Source organism: Kribbella sp. NPDC051137, from assembly GCF_040682535.1.
GTDB classification, from domain to species: domain Bacteria; phylum Actinomycetota; class Actinomycetes; order Propionibacteriales; family Kribbellaceae; genus Kribbella; species Kribbella karoonensis.
Genome location: NZ_JBFBBI010000003.1, coordinates 1,165,861 through 1,182,208 on the forward strand (window position 1 = coordinate 1,165,861; position 16,348 = coordinate 1,182,208).

Here is a 16,348-nt window from a genome sequence, read left to right on the forward strand (position 1 = left end):
GCCGTTGTGATTCCTAGTGCTGAAGAGCTGGCCGGCTGGACGTTGGAGCGGCAGCATCCGGTCACGCGGGGCTGGGTGGACGACGCGCGACGGCTGGCGATCCTCGCCGAGGAGCATGCCGCGCTGGACATCCTGCTGGCCGAGGACCTCGACGTCGCCGCCGCGCGGGCGCAACGGCTGGCGCCGGGCAAGCCGGCCGAGTCGATGCTGAACCGCTGGGTTGCTGCAGGCAACGACCTGCGGGCGATGTTCAGCATCCGCTTCGAGAACCTGAACCCGGCGAAGCCGTTCGTCGACGCCACCCCGATGACCCGCTCCCCGGAGCCGTCCGACCTCCCCGCGATCGCCGCCGCGGCCCGCGAGTACTACGGCATCCACCACCCGCTGTACGTCCGCCTCTGGACCGCCGACGCCGGCATCGACGGCACCACCCCCGACCGCCGGTTCCTCGGCGCACCGATCGGCGACCTGCGCCCGTACGACGGACCGCCCGGCCTGGCGCTCCGCCCGGCGAAGACCGTCGACCACTACGAGGACGCCCGCCGCGCGTACGCCGCCGTCGACGCCGAACACCCGCACCACGCGGAGGAGGCGACCCTCCAGGACCTCGACGACCTGCAGGAATCCGCCGACGACGGCCTCCTGTACGACATCACCGTGAACGACGAGTGGGCCGGGTACGCCGCCGCGATCATCAAGCCCGACGACGCGCTCGGCCTCCCCGCGTACGTCGTCCGCGAGCTGATCCTCGCCCCCGAGCACCGCGGCCACGGCTACGGCCCGCACCTGAGCACCCTCCTGGCGCAGGCCCTCCCCGACCCCACCCGCATCCTGATCGGCACCATCCACTCCGCCAACCACGCCGCCCGCACAGCCGCCCTCAAATCCGGCCGCCAAGACGTAGGCGGCTGGGTTCAACTCGCCCTCTGACCCAGCCGCTCGACTGCTCAGGCCGCCGAACCATTCGCCACGAGTCGGCTCGTGTTCGTCAGGGGTGTGCCGGGGTGTAGTAGAAGACCTCTTCACGGGTGATGCGGCCGGACTCGACTGTGCAGAGGGAGAGTTTGGTGGTGTGGGTGGTGTTGTGGTGGAAGGTGAAGCGGATGGCGAAGTGGTCGTCCGTGACGAGGGGGCCCAGTACGTCGATGGCGTCGTACTGGATGCCGGCCGTTTGCCGGCGGGCGTGGTCGAGGATGGCGTCGGTGCCTTTGATCTCGATCTCCTCGCCGCCGGTTTCCAGGGGTGCGACGCGGACCATGTCAGGGGCGGTGAGGGCGAGCGCTTCGGTGAGCCGGCCTGCGGACAGGGCCGCGGTGTACTGCTGGGCGACCTCTGCTGTTGTCGGGACGCGGAACTCGGCGGCGTGATCGGCGGCCCATTCGGCGAACGTGCGCGCCGGGCGGCCGGTCAGTTCGGCGACCGTGGTGGTGACCGGTTCGGGGTTGTCGACGAGTGAGGCCCAGTACTTGACCGAGCTGTCGGCGAGGATCGGGTCGGCGCCGAGGTCGAGCATCGCCTGCCGGGCCGCGGCGTCGTCGAGCGCCTCGATCCGCATCGGCTTGCCGACGGTGCGCGCGATGGTGCGGATCTGCTCGGCCTGGGTCAGCGCCTCGGGGCCGGTGATCTCGTACGTCCGGCCGATGTGGTGGTCGTCGAGCAGGGTGAGTACGGCGACCGCGGCGATGTCGCGCTCGTGGATCAGCGATCGCGCCGCCTCGGGTGACGCGACGCGGACGACGTCGGCGGTGCGGAAGTCGTCCGCCCAGTTCTGCGCGTTGACGGCGAACCCGCTCGGGCGGACGAACGTCCGGTCCCGGTCCTGCAGCAGCTGCTCGACGTCACCCCACACGCCGCCGGACTCCGCGTTCAGTGACGACAGGTAGACGACGCGCCGGGGGAGTTCGCGGACCACAGCGGCGGCGCCGTCGGCGCTGAACGACGGCCACAGCAGGAACGCCGCGTCCACGCCGTCCGCGGCCCGTCGTACGGCGGCGGGATCGGTGATGTCGCCCTGGACCAGCTCGACGTCGGGCGGGAGCGCGGCGCGTTCCGGCGTACGGACGAGGGCCCGGACCGACACGCCGGCCGCGCGCAGCCCGTCGACGACGGGTCGGCCGACGCGGCCGGTGGCTCCGGTGACAAGGATTGTTCTCATGAACCCCACCCTCGGACCTGAACGTTGGTTGAGGTCAAGCCGCAACCACTAGGCTGATCGTCATGCTGGAGTTCGTGGTGCGGGTGGTGGGCGTACTGGTCGCCTTCCTGGTGGCGCCCTTGCTGGTCGGCCAGGCCGAGCACAAGGTGATGGCGCACATGCAGTCACGGCTCGGCCCGATGTACGCGGGCGGGTTCCACGGCTGGGCGCAGCTGGTCGCGGACGGCGTGAAGTTCGTCCAGAAGGAGAGCGTGGTCCCGGCCGCCGCGGACAAGCGGGTGTTCGAATGGGCGCCGGTGGTCGCGATCCTGCCGTACCTCGCCGCGCTGGCCGCGATCCCGCTGGCGCCGGGGCTGGTCGGCGCGGACCTCGACTCCGGGCTGTTCTTCGTGCTCGCGGTGATGAGCATCGGCGTACTGGGGTCGCTGATGGCGGGCTGGGGGAGCGGGAACAAGTACAGCCTGCTCGGCGGGCTCCGGGTGGCGGCGCAGCTGATGAGCTACGAGCTGCCGTTCGTGCTGTCCGCGGCCAGCGTCGCGGTGGCCGCCGGATCGCTGAGCTTGACCGGGATCGCCCACGCGTGGAATCCGTGGTGGCTGCTGTGGCAGCTGCCGGGCATGATCGTGTTCTTCGTCGCCGGCCTGGCCGAACTGCAACGGCCGCCGTTCGACATGCCGGTCGCGGACTCCGAGGTGATCTTCGGTCCGTACACGGAGTACACCGGGCTCCGGTTCGCGATGTTCCTGCTGGCCGAGTACGCCGGGATCGTCGTACTCGCGGGACTCACTACAGTGCTGTTCCTCGGCGGCTGGAGCGGTCCGGGGCCGGAGTCGATCGGGTGGATCTGGACGCTGCTGAAGGTGGCCCTCGTGTCGGTCGTGGTGATCTGGGTGCGGGTGTCCTTCCCGCGGATGCGCGCCGACCAGCTGCAGAAGCTCGCCTGGCAGGGCCTGGTGCCGGTGGCGCTGCTGCAGCTCGCGCTCACCGGCATCGGCGTCGTTCTGTTCTAAGGAGTTGCGAGCGCCTCGGTCGGGGAGAGCCGGGAGGCTCGTACGGCGGGGTAGAGGCCGGCCAGGGCACCGATGACCAGGGTGGCGAGGACCCCACCCGCGAGCGCCCAGACCGGGATGACGGTGAGCCAGTTCTGGTACGACGCGTACGCCGCCGTCACCGCTGATCCGAGGAGTGCGCCGCCCAGGCCGCCGAGCGCGGAGAGCAGCAGCGACTCGGTGAGGAACTGGGTGCGGATCTGCGCGCGGGTGGCGCCGAGCGAACGCCGGAGACCGATCTCGGCGCGGCGTTCGAGCACCGAGATCACCATGATGTTCGCGACGCCGACCCCGCCGACCAGCAGCGCGACGGCGCCGAGGCCGAGCAGCAGGCCTGTGAACGCCTGCCCGGCGGCCTGTTTCGCGGCGAGCGCGTCGGAGGGGCGGGAGACCTCGACCTCGTTCGGGGCCTCGGGGTTGGCCGTTGCCCCGAGCACCGACCTGACCGCTGCTACCTGGGTGTCGTCGGATCGGGTGTAGATCGTGGTCGGGTGCCCGTCGAAGGACAGCTTCCCGCTGGCCGCGGGCCAGCCCATCAGGGCCGCGCTGTCCAGCTCCGGGGCGAGGGCGGCCGGCTCGAGGATGCCGAGCACGGTGAACCAGGTGTTGCCGATCAGGACCTGGACGTCCGGGCCGGCCTTGGTGATCCCGAGCCGGTCCGCGGCGGCCGCGCCGAGAACGGTCGCCGGAAAGTTTCCGGTAGCGGTGTCCAGCCATTTCCCGCTGCGGACCGTCGCGCCGATCGTGTCGAGCAGGTTGGGGCGGGCGGCGTACGCGATGATGCCGTTCGTCTGCACGTCCGGGATCTTGTTGGTCCGGTACACCGAGGCGTCGTCGACCTTGCCGATCGCCGACTCGGCCCGCACGGGGGCGATCCGGGCGACCATCTCTTCCGCGGTCAACGGCAACTGCGCGTCGCCGCCGGTCAGCCGGGTGCCTGGTGTCACGGTCAGCAGGTTGGTGCCCAACGCATCCAGCTGCCCGTCGAGCTGCGCCCGCGACGACGACGAGATCCCTACCACGGCAACCATCGCCGCGATCCCGATCGCAATCCCCAGCGCCGACAGCAGCGCCCTGGTGGGCCGCGTCCGCAACCCCACCGCCCCGACCCGCACCACGTCCCGCAAACCCAACGCCGCGGGCTTGAGCTCCCGGGCACCTTGTGCACGACGTCCGTACGTTTCGTCCGCCGGCGTACGGAGGTGGTGCACAGAGTCGTGATTCATGCGTGGACCTCCTCGACTATGTGGCCGTCGCGCATGTGGAGCCGGCGGGGGAGGGAGGCGGCGATGTCGCGGTCGTGGGTGATGACGATGACGGTGGTGCCGCCGGCGTGCAGGTCGCGGAGGAGCTGCATGACGCCGGCGCCGGAGGCGGAGTCGAGTGCTCCGGTGGGTTCGTCGGCCAGCAGTACGGCGGGTTCGCCGGCGACGGCCCGGGCGACCGCGACGCGTTGGCGCTCGCCGCCCGAGAGCTCGTGGGGTTCGTGGCGCAACCGATGGCCGAGTCCGACCCGCTCCAACGCGGCGGCAGCCCGTTTCCGGCGGGCCGGCAATCGCAGCCCGGAGTACAGCAATCCGTCCGCCACGTTGTCGACCGCCCGTACGCCGGCCGCGAGGTGGAACTGCTGGAACACGAACCCGATCCGGCTCGCGCGTAACGCCGACAGCCCCGCGTCGGACAGCCGTGCCACGTCGTACCGGTCGATCCGGACCGTCCCGGAGGTCGGCCGGTCGAGGGTCCCGAGCACGTTCAGCATCGTCGACTTCCCGGAGCCGGACGGCCCGACGATCGCGACGAGTTCGCCGCGCTCGATCCGCAGGCTCACCCCGCCGAGCGCCCGCACCCCGCCGGCGTACACCTTCGTCACGTCCTGCAACTCGATCATTTGGGGATCCCCACCGTCGTCCCGGCGGTGATCCCGGTGCCGCTGATCTCGACCTGCCCGCTCGCGAACAGCCCGGTCTTCACCGGCACGTACCGCGACGTCGTACCGTCGGTGACCTCGACGCCGAAGCCGCCCTCGCGGAGCGCGACCAGCGCCGCGACCGGGACGGTCAGCACGTTCTTGCGCTCCGACGCGGTGAACGTGACGTCGGTGGCCGCGGACGTCCACGCCGCCACCGCCTTCTGGTCGGCGATCGCGACGATCACCTGGATCTTGGTCTCCGGGTCCTTGTCCGGGCTGTCCGCCGGGATCACCACCGTGGAAACTTTCTGAATCTTTCCGACAACGCTTTCCCCGTTCGGCAGCGCGATCGACGTCGCCGCGCCCGTCACCGCGAGCCGCTGATCCGCCGCGTCCAGCTGCGCGGTGACCGCGCGGGTCGTCCCGGTGTAGTTGAGCACCGGCTGGTTCGGCCCGAGCGGCGACCCTTCCTCCGCCGGCACGCTGTCCACCCGGATGTGTCCGGGCGCGAACAGCACGCTGCCCAGCTCGACCACACCCGTCTCGTCCAGCCCGAGATCGTCCTGCCACGCCTTCACCGCGGTCGCCGTGGCCTCCGTGTACTCGTCGTCGACGGTGAACCCGGTGTATCCCATCGCCTGCAGGTTCTGCTCGAGCTGCAGTACGTCGGTGCCCTCGGTCCCGACCGCGAGTCTGCGATAGGCAGGCAACGCGCCGTACAGCAGCGTGGTCGGCTTGTTGTCGATGCTGTAGACGGTGTTCCCGCGCCGCAGCTCCTGCCCGCTGTCCGGTACGGCGGTGACCGTGCCGGCGACCCGGTTGACCGCCGCGGTCGTGGTGCCGAAGCCGAGCGTGCCGTCCTGCGTCTCGGTGTCCTTCAGGGTCTGCTGCGTGACCTTGGTGGTGTTGACCGGGAGCGGCTGCGCGGCCTGATGTGTGGCCTGGCCGGCATCGCCGCGGTTCACCAGGAAGACGCTTGCGGCGCCGCCGGCGGCGAGCACCGCGACCGCAGTGATCGCCTTCCGCATCACCGCGCCGCCAGGATGCTCTGGCACGCGTCCTGCGCCTTCTTGAAGTCCGGGTCGTCCGCGACGCCCGGGCCGATCATGATCCCGGGCTGGTCCGGCTTCGGGTCCGGAAACTTCTCGACACCGTTTTTCCGCATGCATTCCGCGTATTTCCGGCCGTTCTCCTGCTGCTGCGGGTTCGCGCTGCCCTGGGACTGCGGGTTGTACTGCCGGCACGCCTCCATGGCCTTCTGCACCTGGTCCCGGGTGACGCCGGAGTTCTTGTCGAACTTCAGCATCGGACCCTTGCCCGGCTCCGGGTCCGGCACGTTCAGACCGTGCTCCCGCAGGCACTGGGTGAACTTGACCGCCATCTCGTCCTGGCTGAGGCTGGCCGGCGCACTGCTCGCCGAAGTGGACTGCGGTTCCCCGCCGGACGCGACCTGGGCATCGGGCTTGTCGGCTCCGCACCCGGTCAGGATCAGGCCGGCCGCCAGAACGGAAAGCGTGATGGCGGAAACGGCCCGGATGGTGATGTGCATCGCTGCTCCTCTCGTTTCCGGAAACCCTGCTCGGAACACCGTTTCCGGACCGTTTCCGAGGACGGAAACACCGGGGAAACAGCGCCGTCGGGCACCATGGGGTGCGTGCGGGTACTGGTGGTCGAGGACGAACCGTTGCTGGCGGCAGCGATCGCGGAGTGGTTGCGCGACGACGCGCACGCCGTCGACGTGACCGGTGACGGCGCCGCCGCCCTCGAGCGGCTGACCGTGAACGGGTACGACGTACTCGTCCTGGACCGCGACATCCCGGTCGTGCACGGCGACGAGGTGTGCCGGCAACTGGTGGCGTCCGGATCGGCCACCCGGGTGCTGATGCTGACCGCGGCCGCCGCGGTGACGGACCGGGTGGAGGGCCTCGGGCTCGGGGCGGACGACTACCTGACCAAGCCGTTCGCGTTCGCCGAGCTGGCCGCCCGGGTGCTCGCGCTCGGCCGCCGCAGCCGCCCGGCCGACCCGCCCGTACTGCGTCGTGCCGGGGTCGCACTGGACCCCGCGCGGCACGAGGTGTTCCGCGACGGCCGGTACGTGCCGTTGTCGAAGAAGGAGTTCGCCGTACTCGCGGAGCTGCTGCGGGCCGACGGCGCGACGGTGTCGGCCGAACAACTGCTGGAGAAGGCATGGGACGAGCACGTGGACCCGTTCACGGGGGCGGTACGACTGACGATCCTGAAGCTGCGCCGGAAGCTCGGCGAGCCGGGGCTCGTGGAGACCGTCACCGGCGTCGGCTACCGCATCCCCTGAGGAAGCTCTCCCTGCGCGGCCGCCTGACCCTGCTGTACGGCGGCCTCTTCCTCGTCGCCGGTGTGCTGCTGCTCGGCGTCACCTACGCCCTCTTCAGCGCGAACCTCGGCCAGCAGTACCGCGTGATCATGAAGGGCACGTACTTGAGCCCGGAGTCCGGCCGGACCGCCCCGCCGCCTCCGTCGAACGACGTGTACGTGATGAACAAGGACGGCGCCGTACTCACGGGCTCCGATGCCGAGCGGGTGATGCAGCAGCAGCGCGAGCAGGTGCGGCAAGCAGCGATCAAGTCGATGCTGACGCAGGGGAGCATCGCACTCCTCGCTGTCGGTGCACTGGCTGCTGGATTCGGCTGGCTGGTCGCAGGGCGGGTCCTGGCGCCGTTGCATCGGGTGACGGATACGGCTCGCCGGATTGCGGCTTCGCCCGCGGCGTTGCACGAGCGGATCGGCCTGCGCGGCCCCGACGACGAGGTGAAGAACCTGGCGGACGCGTTCGACACGATGGTCGAGCGGCTGGACCATTCGTTCGACGGCCAGCGCCGGTTCGTCGCGAACGCCTCCCATGAGCTGCGTACGCCGTTGACGCTCGGCCGTGCGCTCGTCGAGGTCGCGATGCATCGGCGTACGGCGTCCGCGGACGTGAAGGAGCTGGGCGAGAGCCTGCTGACCATCAACGCCCGGCACGAACAGCTGATCGAGGGCCTGCTGATCCTCGCGGACTCGGAGAAGCAGTTGACCGCGGTCTACCCGGTGAACCTGAGCGACGTCGTCACTCACGTCGCGGGCCAGCTCTCGAGCGAGGCCGCCGCGGCCGGCGTCGAGCTGATCCGCGGTCCGGGCGACGCGCCGACCAAGGGCGACGCGCTGCTGCTGGAACGCCTCGTCCACAACCTGGTCGAGAACGGCATCCGCCACAACCAGCCTGACGGCGAACGCTGGGTTCGCGTGCTCAGCAAGCGCACCGCCGACCACGTGCAGGTCGTTGTCACCAACACCGGCCCCGAGATCCCGCCGTACGAGGTGGAGAGTCTGTTCAAGCCGTTCTACCGCCTCGGCGCCGAGCGGCTGGTCGGCGGGAAGGGTGCCGGGCTCGGACTGTCGATCGTCCGGTCGGTGGCGGAGGCGCACGGCGGCACCGTGGACGCCGTACCGCGCGCCGGAGGCGGTCTGGAAATTACTGTGGTGCTGCCTGTCGATCCAGGGTGAGGCCGTTCGTGTAGGTGACGAGAAGGAGGAGGACACCATGAACCAGTACGTGCTCAGCATCTACCAGCCCGACGGGCCGCCGCCCGCGCCCGAGATCCTCGACCCGATCATGCGCGACCTCGACGTCCTCAACACGGACCTCAGGGAGGCCGGCGTCTGGGTGTTCGACGCCGGCATGCACCCGCCCGAGACCGCGACCGTGCTGCGGGCGAAGGGCGACGAGGTCCTGGTGACCGACGGCCCGTTCACCGAGGGCAAGGAACACCTGGGCGGCTTCATCGTGATCCGGGTCGAGGACCTCGACGCCGCACTGCACTGGGGACGCCGTCTCGCCAAGGTGCTCGGCCTCCCGGTAGAGGTCCGGCCCTCGCAGTCGTGACCCCGGATCTCGCAGCGATCTTCCGGGCCGAGCACGGGCGCGCGGTGGCGGTGCTGACCCGCGTGTTCGGCGACCTGGAGATCGCCGAGGACGCCGTCCAGGACGCGTTCGCCGCGGCGCTGGAGAAGTGGCCGGCGACCGGCGTACCGCCGAGTCCGGCCGGCTGGATCATCACGACCGCGCGGAACCGCGCGATCGATCGCCTGCGCCGGGAGTCGGCGCGGGCGGACAAACACGCCCAGGCGGCGCTGCTGCACGCCGAGGCCGAGCCGGTGGAGGAGGGTGCCGTGCACGACGACCGCCTGCGGCTGATCTTCACCTGCTGCCACCCGGCCCTCGCGCTGAACGTCCGGGTCGCGCTCACACTCCGGATGCTCGGCGGCCTCAGTACGGCGGAGATCGCCCGCGCGTTCCTGGTCCCGGAGCCGACGATGGCGCAGCGGCTGGTCCGCGCGAAGGCGAAGATCAGGGTCGCGGGGATCCCGTACCGCGTCCCGTACGAGGCGGATCTGCCGGAGCGCGTCCGTGGAGTCCTGGCGGTCGTGTACCTGATCTTCAACGAGGGGTACGCCGCCTCGTCCGGCGAGACCCTGGTCCGTGACGAGCTCGCGCTCGAGGCGATCCGGCTCGGCCGGCTGCTCGTCGACCTGATGCCGGACGAACCCGAGGCGGTCGGGCTGCTCGCGCTGATGCTGCTGCAGCAGTCCCGCCGCCCGGCGCGGGTCGCCCCCGACGGCTCGCTGATCCGCCTCCGCGACCAGGACCGCGCCCTCTGGGACCGCGCCCTGATCACCGAAGGACATGCGCTGGTACGTCGCTGCCTCCGCCGCAATCAGCCGGGTCCGTATCAGCTCCAGGCGGCGATCAACGCCGTACACGCGGACGCCGCCACCGCCGAGGCGACCGACTGGGCCCAGATCCTGCAGCTCTACAACCACCTGCTGGCACTCGACCCAACCCCGGTCGTCGCTCTCAACCGGGCCGTCGTCGTCGCCGAGGTGGAAGGCCCGGCCGCCGCTCTCGCGCTCGTCGACGACCTCTCCCTGGACAGCTACTACCTTTTCCACGCCATCCGCGCCGACCTCCTCACCCGACTCGGCCGGACGGCGGAAGCACAGGCGGCGTACGAATCCGCCCTCACCCACAACACCAACCAGGCCGAACAGGCCTTCCTGATACAGGCAGCGGAGCGCGGCATGGGACGCTAGTGTCCTGTTAAGCGACGGGAGGTGGAGTGTGGGGCTGCCTGGTAAGGGGCTGGTCGAGGGGTTGAAGGTCACTGCGCGGACGCTGGCCCGGCGATCCGTCACCGAGCAGTACCCGGACGTCCAGCCGGAACTGCCGCCGCGCAGCCGGGGCGTGATCGCACTGATGGAGGAGAACTGCACCTCCTGCATGCTGTGCGCCCGGGAATGTCCGAGCTGGTGCATCTACATCGACTCGCACACCGAGACCGCGCCGTCGGTCGGTGAGCAGGCCCGCGAGCGCAGCCGGAACGTGCTGGACCGGTTCGCGATCGACTTCAGCCTCTGCATGTACTGCGGGATCTGCATCGAGGCCTGCCCGTTCGACGCGCTGTTCTGGTCGCCGGAGTTCGAGTACGCCGAGACCGACATCCGCAACCTGACCCACGAGAAGGAGCGGCTCCGCGACTGGATGTGGACCGTTCCGGCGCCGCAGCCCATCGACCCCGGCCCAGCCGCCGAGGACACCGAGGACGCCGAGTGACAACGGTCCTGTTCTCCGTCGCCGGTGCGGTGGCGGTCGCCGCCGCCGTGCTGGTCGTCACGTCCCGCCGGATCGTGCACGCCGCGCTCTGGCTGGTGGTCGCGCTCGGCGCGGTGGCCGGCTGCTTCGGCGCGCTGCGGGCGGAGTTCGTGGCGCTGGTCCAGATCCTCGTGTACGTCGGCGCGATCGTCGTACTCGTGCTGTTCGCGCTGATGCTCACCAAGGCCCCGACGAACCCGCTGCCCGAGCTGACCACCGGCCGCAGCCCGTTCGCGGCCGTGCTGGCCGGCGTCCTCGCGGTGCTCCTCGGCACCGGCGTCGTCCTTGCCTTCGGCAACGAGAAGGTCAAGCCGGTGGCCGACGGCTCCGCGACCGCGGTCGGGACCCAGGTGTTCAAGCACTGGGTGCTGCCGTTCGAGGTACTGTCCGTTCTCCTGCTCGCCGCGCTGATCGGCGCGATCGCCCTCTCCCAGCGGAAGAAGGAGGACTGACATGCCGTTGGTCCTCCCGCTGCTGCTGGCAGTGGTGCTGTTCTGCGTCGGCGTGTACGGCGTGCTCGCCCGGCGGAACGTGATCACGCTGCTGATGTCGTTCGAGCTGATGCTGAACGCCGTCAACCTGAACCTCGTCGCCTTCGACGCCTGGCGGGTGACCGAGGCGACCGGCCAGACCCTTGCGGTGTTCGTGATCACGCTCGCCGCGGCCGAGATCGGGCTGGGGCTGGCGATCCTGCTGCTGCTGTTCCGCGGCCACGGTCACGTCGACGCCGACGCGGCCCGGGACCTCCTCGAGCGTGAGGAGGCCTCGTGATCGGCACCGCCTGGCGGGTAGTCGGCGTCGGCTTCTCGCTCCTCGTCGTCCTGTCCGCCGCCTTGCTGTACGGCGTGACACCGCAGCAGGTCGAGGCCGCCGGCGGCGCCATGATCGGCGAGGACTTCGCTTTCGCGTACGAGTTCCGCACCGACGGGCTGACCGTGCTGATGCTCGCCGTGGTCGGTGTGGTGTCGGCGTGCGTGCAGGTCTACTCGATCGGCTACGTCCGCGAGCGGGTCGCGTCGTACACGGCGCTCGTCACGCTCTTCACCGCGGCGATGGTGACCGTGGTCGTGTCGGACAACCTGTTCCTGCTGCTGATCGGCTGGGAGGTGATGGGCGCCTGCTCGTACCTGCTGATCGGCCACTACTGGGAACGCCGGGACGCCCGCGCCGGTGCGATGAAGGCGTTCCTGATGACCAGGTTCGCCGATGTCGGCTTTCTGTTCGGGATCTTCGTGCTCGGCGTCGGCTATCACACGTTCCGGATCTCCGAGCTCGGCAGCGGTCCGATCGAGCCGCACACGTTGACGATCGGGACATTGCTGCTGCTCGTCGGGGTGGTCGGGAAGTCGGCGCAGGTTCCGCTGCAGACCTGGCTCCCGGACGCGATGCCCGGCCCGAGCCCGGTGAGCGCGCTGATCCACGCCGCCACGATGGTTGCCGCGGGCGTCTTCCTGATCGCCCGGCTGTTCGACCTGTTCGTCAAGGCCGAGACCACGCTGACCGTGCTGGCCGTGGTCGCCTGCGTGACGATGCTGTTCGCGGCGTCCTGCGCGATGGCGGCGGTCGAGGTGAAGCGGGTGCTGGCCTGGTCGACGGTGAGCCAGTTGGCGATCATGTTCTCGGGCCTCGCGCTCGGTACCCGCGACGGGCGGCACGCGGCGCTCTTCCACCTGTTGACGCACGCGGCCTTCAAGGGCCTGCTGTTCCTCTGCGCGGGCGTCCTGCTGCATCAGGTCGGCAGCGCGGCGTTCGTCGTACTGCGGAAGTACTCGCGGCGGGGTGCGCTGCGGAAGCGGCTGCCGGTGACGTTCGTGACGATGACGGTCGGCCTCGCGGCGCTGGCCGGCGTACCGGGGCTGTCCGGGTTCTTCTCCAAGGACGCCGTGGTCGAAGCGGCCTGGAAGACGGCACGGGACGGTTCGGCGGTCGGCTGGATCGTGCTGGTGTCGGTCTGCGTGACCGCGATGATGACCGCGTTCTACTGCGTCCGTCTGTGGTTGTGGGTCTTCTTCCGTACCCCGGCCGTGGTCGGTGCGGTCGGGGCGTTCGAGGACGACGACGCGATGGCGGACCTGGACGAGCCGGACGTGCGCAAGCTCCGCGAGGGGGCGTGGCTGATGCTGGCGCCGATGGTTCTGCTCGCGCTCGGGGCGATCGGGCTCGGGTACACCGACGGCGTGCACGTGAACTGGCCGATCGCGGGGATCACGACCGTCCTCGCGGTGCTCGGCGCGCTGCCGGCGTACTCGCTGTGGCGGCGCGGCGCGGACCCGCGGCCGTTGCTGCTGGAACGTGAGTACGGCGTGGATCCGGCGTACCAGCGGGTGGTCGTGGTGCCGGTGCGATGGCTGGCCCGGTTGACCGTCGGTGGGGATCAGGACGTGATCGGGGCGTACGTCCGGGCGACCGGGCGGGCGGGTGTGCTTGCCTCGGCCGGGTTCCGGAAGTTGCAGACGGGGAACGTGCAGTCGTACCTGACGGCGGCGGTGGTCGGGGTGGTCGCGCTCGCGATCCTGGCGGGGGTGATCGGGTCGTGAGTCAGTGGTTGCTGATCGCGCTGGTGGCGGTCCCGGCGGTGACCGCGGGGGTGCTGTGGGGGCTGCCCGCCGTGCTGGGGGAGCGGGTCGCGGCGATCGTCGGGTCGGCGGTGTCGGGACTGGTGCTGGTCGGGTCGGTGGTCCTGTGGTGGGACATGCGTCGTCCGCACTGTCCGTGCACTGCAACCTCCATCTTCGTGGGCTTTGAATCGCCGCCGCGGAACTTGCCCGGCAAGTTGTTGCCGTACGCCCAGACCGACGTGTCCTGGATCCCGCAGCTCGACGTCCGCTTTCATCTCGCGGTCGACGGCATCTCGATGCCGCTCATCACGCTCACCGCGCTGCTCGTGCTTCTCTGCAGCCTGTACTCCCTGAAGATCACGCCGAAGATCGGCCGGATGCGCTCGCTGATCGCGCTGCTGCTGCTCATCGAGACCGGCGTGATCGGGACCTTCGCGGCCGCCGACCTGGTGCTGTTCTTCGTGTTCTTCGAGATCGTGCTGATCCCGATGTGGCTGGTGATCGACATCTGGGGCGATCACCACGACCGGGCCGGGCGGCGCCGGGCGGCGAACACGTTCGTGCTGATGACCGTGCTCGGCTCCGCGTTGATGCTGCTCGGGTTCCTGCTGATCCACCGGCAGACCGGGACGTTCGACGTGGCGTTCCTCGGCGAGCACCCGCTGCGCGGCGGGCACGGCATCCCGCTCGCCGCGGCGGTGCTGATCGCGGTCGGGCTGGCTGTGAAGATGCCACTCTGGCCGCTGCACATCTGGCTGCCGGACGCGCACGCGAAGGCGCCGACGGTCGGCTCGGTGCTGCTGGCCGGCGTACTGCTGAAGCTCGGCAGCTACGGCATGATCCGGGTCCTGCTGCCGATCCTGCCCGGGGCGACCGCCACCATCGCGCCGTACCTGGCCGGGTTCTCGGTGGTCGCGATCGTCGCCGGATCGCTCGCCTGCCTGGCGCAGACCGATGTGAAGCGGCTGATCGCGTACTCCAGCGTCGGGCACATGGGCTTCATCGGGCTCGGCATCGCGACGATGTCGCCGGAAGGGCTGAACGGCGCGTTGTACGCGAACATCGCGCACGGCGTCATCACCGGGCTGCTGTTCTTCCTGGCCGGGGCGATCAAGGACCGGCACGACACCAGCGACCTGCGGGCGATCGGCCGCGCGCTGTACGCCCGGCTGCCGCGGATCAGCGGCCTGCTCGCGTACGCGAGCCTGGCGTCGCTCGGGCTGCCGGGGCTGGCCGGGTTCTGGGGCGAGATGCTGATCCTGCTCGGCGCGTACCACCCGGCGGACTCGTTGCCGCGGACAACGTTCGTGGTATTGATGGTGATCGCCGGGCTGGGCGCCGTACTGACCGCCGCGTACTTCCTCCGGCTGATCCGGAACCTCTGCCAGGGCGACCCGGCCGAGTACCCGGCGGCCGCGTTCGCGGTCGACCTGAGCCGGATCGAGTTCGCCACCTTCGCGCCGCTCGCCGTACTCACCGTCGTCCTGGGCCTGTGGCCGTTCACGCTGCTCAACGAGTGGATGGTCCTATGACGCTTACTTGGACCGACTGGCAGGCCGTCGCCGTGCCGTTGGTGCTGGCGATCGGCGCGATCGCCGTCCTGCTCGTCGACAGCTTCTGGAAGAGCGCGCCGGCCGAGCTGCGGCACACCGTCGTCACGTTGCTGACCAGCGTGGTGATCCTGTTCGGGCTCGTGTTCGTGCTGGCGCAGCGGGACGACGTCAAGCCCGCGTTCTGCCGTCCGGCGGTCGAGGGGCCGGCGGAGTGCAGCCTGGTGTACGAGCCGTTGACCGCCGGGCTGTGGGCGGTGCTGCTGATCGGCGGGCTCGGCGTGGTCGGGTTGTCGACGTACCGGCTGCTCGCGAAGGACGTGCCGATCGGGGAGTACCACTTCCTGCTGCTGAGTGCGCTCACCGGCGCGACGGTGCTCGCGGGCGCGAGGGACCTGGCGACGCTGGTGATCGCCCTCGAGGTGGTGTCGCTGCCGACGTTCGCGATGGTCGGGCTGCGCCGCGACCGGCGCGGGTCCGAGGGCGCGCTGAAGGCGTTCCTGGTATCGGTGCTGTCGACCGCGGTGATGCTGTTCGGCGTCTCCTACCTGTACGGCGTGACCGGCTCGCTGTACCTGACCACGATCGCGAACCGGCTCAGCGGGCTCGACTCGAACCTCGCCCGGGTGGCGTTCGCGGCCGGGCTGTTCGTGATCGTCGGGTTCGCGTTCAAGATCGCGGCGGTGCCGTTCCACGCCTGGCTCCCGGACACGTACGTCGGTGCGCCGGTCGAGGTCACCACGTTCCTCGCGGTGGTGTCGAAGTCGGCCGGGGTCGCCGGGCTGCTGGTGCTCGTCACGTCCGGGATCGCGCCGGCCGGTTCGGAACTGCGGACCGTGGTGGCGATCCTGGCGGCGGTGACGATGACCGTCGGGAACCTCGCGGCCCTGCGCCAGGTCGAGGCGGTCCGGCTGCTCGCCTGGTCCTCGATCGGACAGGTCGGCTTCCTGCTCGCACCGCTGGCCGTCGGTGATGCGCAGGCCGTCGTCGGATACCTGGCGGCGTACGTCGTGGTGACGCTGGGCGCGTTCGGAGCCGTCGCCGTGGTGCAGCGGCACCGCGCGGCCGGTCTGCTCACCGACTACCGCGGGATGGTCCGCTCGGAGCCGGGGCTGGCGGTCGCGCTGATCTTCTTCCTCGTGGTGCTGGCCGGGCTGCCGCCGGGTCTTGCGGGGCTGTTCACGAAATTCGCGGCGTTCCAGGCGGTGATCGACGCGCACCTCGGCTGGCTGGCGATCGTGATGGCGATCAACGTGATGATCGGGCTGGCCGTGTACCTGCGCTGGATCGCCGAGCTCTTCCGGCTGCCCGCCGACGACCCGTTCTCGGTCGACATCGAGACCCCGGCCGTCGCCATGCTCACCGCCTGCGCCGCGCTGACCGGGGTCCTGTCGATCCTCCCGAGCATCATGTTCGCGCTGGTCACCTGACAGGTTCCGGTCAGGCTGGTTCGATGGACCGC

Annotated in this window: 16 protein-coding genes and 1 pseudogene; 12 read left to right on the forward strand and 5 right to left on the reverse strand. The window is 70.3% G+C overall.

The annotated features are described in order from the left end of the window. Window positions 1-6 precede the first annotated feature (6 nt). Window positions 7-930: a GNAT family N-acetyltransferase gene (locus AB0M51_RS20730; protein ID WP_363749755.1), complete on the forward strand. Its 924-nt coding sequence runs from the start codon at window positions 7-9 to the stop codon at window positions 928-930. 58 nt (window positions 931-988) lie between these two features. Here AB0M51_RS20730 and AB0M51_RS20735 read toward each other — a convergent pair whose 3' ends face one another. Then, window positions 989-2,155 carry an NAD(P)H-binding protein gene (locus AB0M51_RS20735; RefSeq protein ID WP_363749757.1) on the reverse strand — a complete coding sequence of 389 codons (1,167 nt, stop codon included), beginning with the start codon at window positions 2,153-2,155 and terminating at the stop codon, window positions 989-991. 62 nt (window positions 2,156-2,217) lie between these two features. On the opposite strand from AB0M51_RS20735, the gene AB0M51_RS20740 reads away from it, so the two are divergent. After that, window positions 2,218-3,165, forward strand: coding sequence for a complex I subunit 1 family protein (locus AB0M51_RS20740; protein WP_344197850.1), 948 nt, complete (start codon window positions 2,218-2,220; stop codon window positions 3,163-3,165). Here AB0M51_RS20740 and AB0M51_RS20745 read toward each other — a convergent pair. The 4 genes from AB0M51_RS20745 to AB0M51_RS20760 are packed head-to-tail and all read right to left on the reverse strand — an operon-like array spanning window position 3,162 to window position 6,662. Further along, window positions 3,162-4,430, reverse strand: coding sequence for an ABC transporter permease (locus AB0M51_RS20745; protein ID WP_363749759.1), 1,269 nt, complete (start codon window positions 4,428-4,430; stop codon window positions 3,162-3,164). The two genes, AB0M51_RS20740 and AB0M51_RS20745, sit on opposite strands and share 4 nt — an antisense overlap. Beyond that, window positions 4,427-5,092 carry an ABC transporter ATP-binding protein gene (locus AB0M51_RS20750; protein WP_344197854.1) on the reverse strand — a complete coding sequence of 222 codons (666 nt, stop codon included), beginning with the start codon at window positions 5,090-5,092 and terminating at the stop codon, window positions 4,427-4,429. The genes AB0M51_RS20745 and AB0M51_RS20750 overlap by 4 nt, the downstream gene beginning before the upstream one ends. After that, window positions 5,089-6,168: a peptidoglycan-binding domain-containing protein gene (locus tag AB0M51_RS20755; protein WP_363749762.1), complete on the reverse strand. Its 1,080-nt coding sequence runs from the start codon at window positions 6,166-6,168 to the stop codon at window positions 5,089-5,091. Before AB0M51_RS20755 ends, AB0M51_RS20750 begins: the two co-directional genes overlap by 4 nt. Next, on the reverse strand, window positions 6,141-6,662 hold the full coding sequence (locus AB0M51_RS20760) for a hypothetical protein (protein WP_363749764.1): 522 nt from the start codon (window positions 6,660-6,662) through the stop codon (window positions 6,141-6,143). The genes AB0M51_RS20755 and AB0M51_RS20760 overlap by 28 nt, the downstream gene beginning before the upstream one ends. A 105-nt stretch (window positions 6,663-6,767) precedes the next feature. On the opposite strand from AB0M51_RS20760, the gene AB0M51_RS20765 reads away from it, so the two are divergent. The 10 genes and pseudogenes from AB0M51_RS20765 to AB0M51_RS20810 all read left to right on the forward strand — a co-directional run bounded on the left by AB0M51_RS20765 (window position 6,768) and on the right by AB0M51_RS20810 (window position 16,316). Next, window positions 6,768-7,424, forward strand: a complete 657-nt coding sequence (locus tag AB0M51_RS20765) for a response regulator transcription factor (protein WP_363749766.1) — start codon at window positions 6,768-6,770, stop codon at window positions 7,422-7,424. Between the two features lie 62 nt (window positions 7,425-7,486). Continuing rightward, window positions 7,487-8,632 carry a HAMP domain-containing sensor histidine kinase gene (locus tag AB0M51_RS20770; protein ID WP_363749768.1) on the forward strand — a complete coding sequence of 382 codons (1,146 nt, stop codon included), beginning with the start codon at window positions 7,487-7,489 and terminating at the stop codon, window positions 8,630-8,632. A gap of 37 nt (window positions 8,633-8,669) precedes the next feature. Continuing rightward, on the forward strand, window positions 8,670-9,011 hold the full coding sequence (locus tag AB0M51_RS20775) for a YciI family protein (protein WP_363749770.1): 342 nt from the start codon (window positions 8,670-8,672) through the stop codon (window positions 9,009-9,011). Then, window positions 9,008-10,219, forward strand: coding sequence for an RNA polymerase sigma factor (locus tag AB0M51_RS20780; RefSeq protein WP_363749772.1), 1,212 nt, complete (start codon window positions 9,008-9,010; stop codon window positions 10,217-10,219). Before AB0M51_RS20775 ends, AB0M51_RS20780 begins: the two co-directional genes overlap by 4 nt. Window positions 10,220-10,382: 163 nt before the next feature. Continuing rightward, window positions 10,383-10,604, forward strand: a pseudogene (locus AB0M51_RS20785) (4Fe-4S binding protein); the annotation flags it as partial. 131 nt (window positions 10,605-10,735) lie between these two features. Next, on the forward strand, window positions 10,736-11,230 hold the full coding sequence (locus AB0M51_RS20790; protein WP_344197868.1) for an NADH-quinone oxidoreductase subunit J: 495 nt from the start codon (window positions 10,736-10,738) through the stop codon (window positions 11,228-11,230). Window position 11,231: 1 nt separating this feature from the next. Then, complete coding sequence (gene nuoK, locus AB0M51_RS20795; RefSeq protein WP_363749774.1) at window positions 11,232-11,549, forward strand: NADH-quinone oxidoreductase subunit NuoK; 318 nt, start codon at window positions 11,232-11,234, stop codon at window positions 11,547-11,549. Next, window positions 11,546-13,315 carry an NADH-quinone oxidoreductase subunit L gene (locus tag AB0M51_RS20800; RefSeq protein ID WP_363749776.1) on the forward strand — a complete coding sequence of 590 codons (1,770 nt, stop codon included), beginning with the start codon at window positions 11,546-11,548 and terminating at the stop codon, window positions 13,313-13,315. Before nuoK ends, AB0M51_RS20800 begins: the two co-directional genes overlap by 4 nt. After that, entirely contained in the window at window positions 13,312-14,868 is a 1,557-nt protein-coding gene (locus AB0M51_RS20805; RefSeq protein WP_363749778.1) for an NADH-quinone oxidoreductase subunit M, read from the forward strand. Before AB0M51_RS20800 ends, AB0M51_RS20805 begins: the two co-directional genes overlap by 4 nt. Beyond that, window positions 14,865-16,316, forward strand: a complete 1,452-nt coding sequence (locus AB0M51_RS20810; protein WP_363749780.1) for an NADH-quinone oxidoreductase subunit N — start codon at window positions 14,865-14,867, stop codon at window positions 16,314-16,316. Before AB0M51_RS20805 ends, AB0M51_RS20810 begins: the two co-directional genes overlap by 4 nt. Window positions 16,317-16,348: the final 32 nt, after the last annotated feature.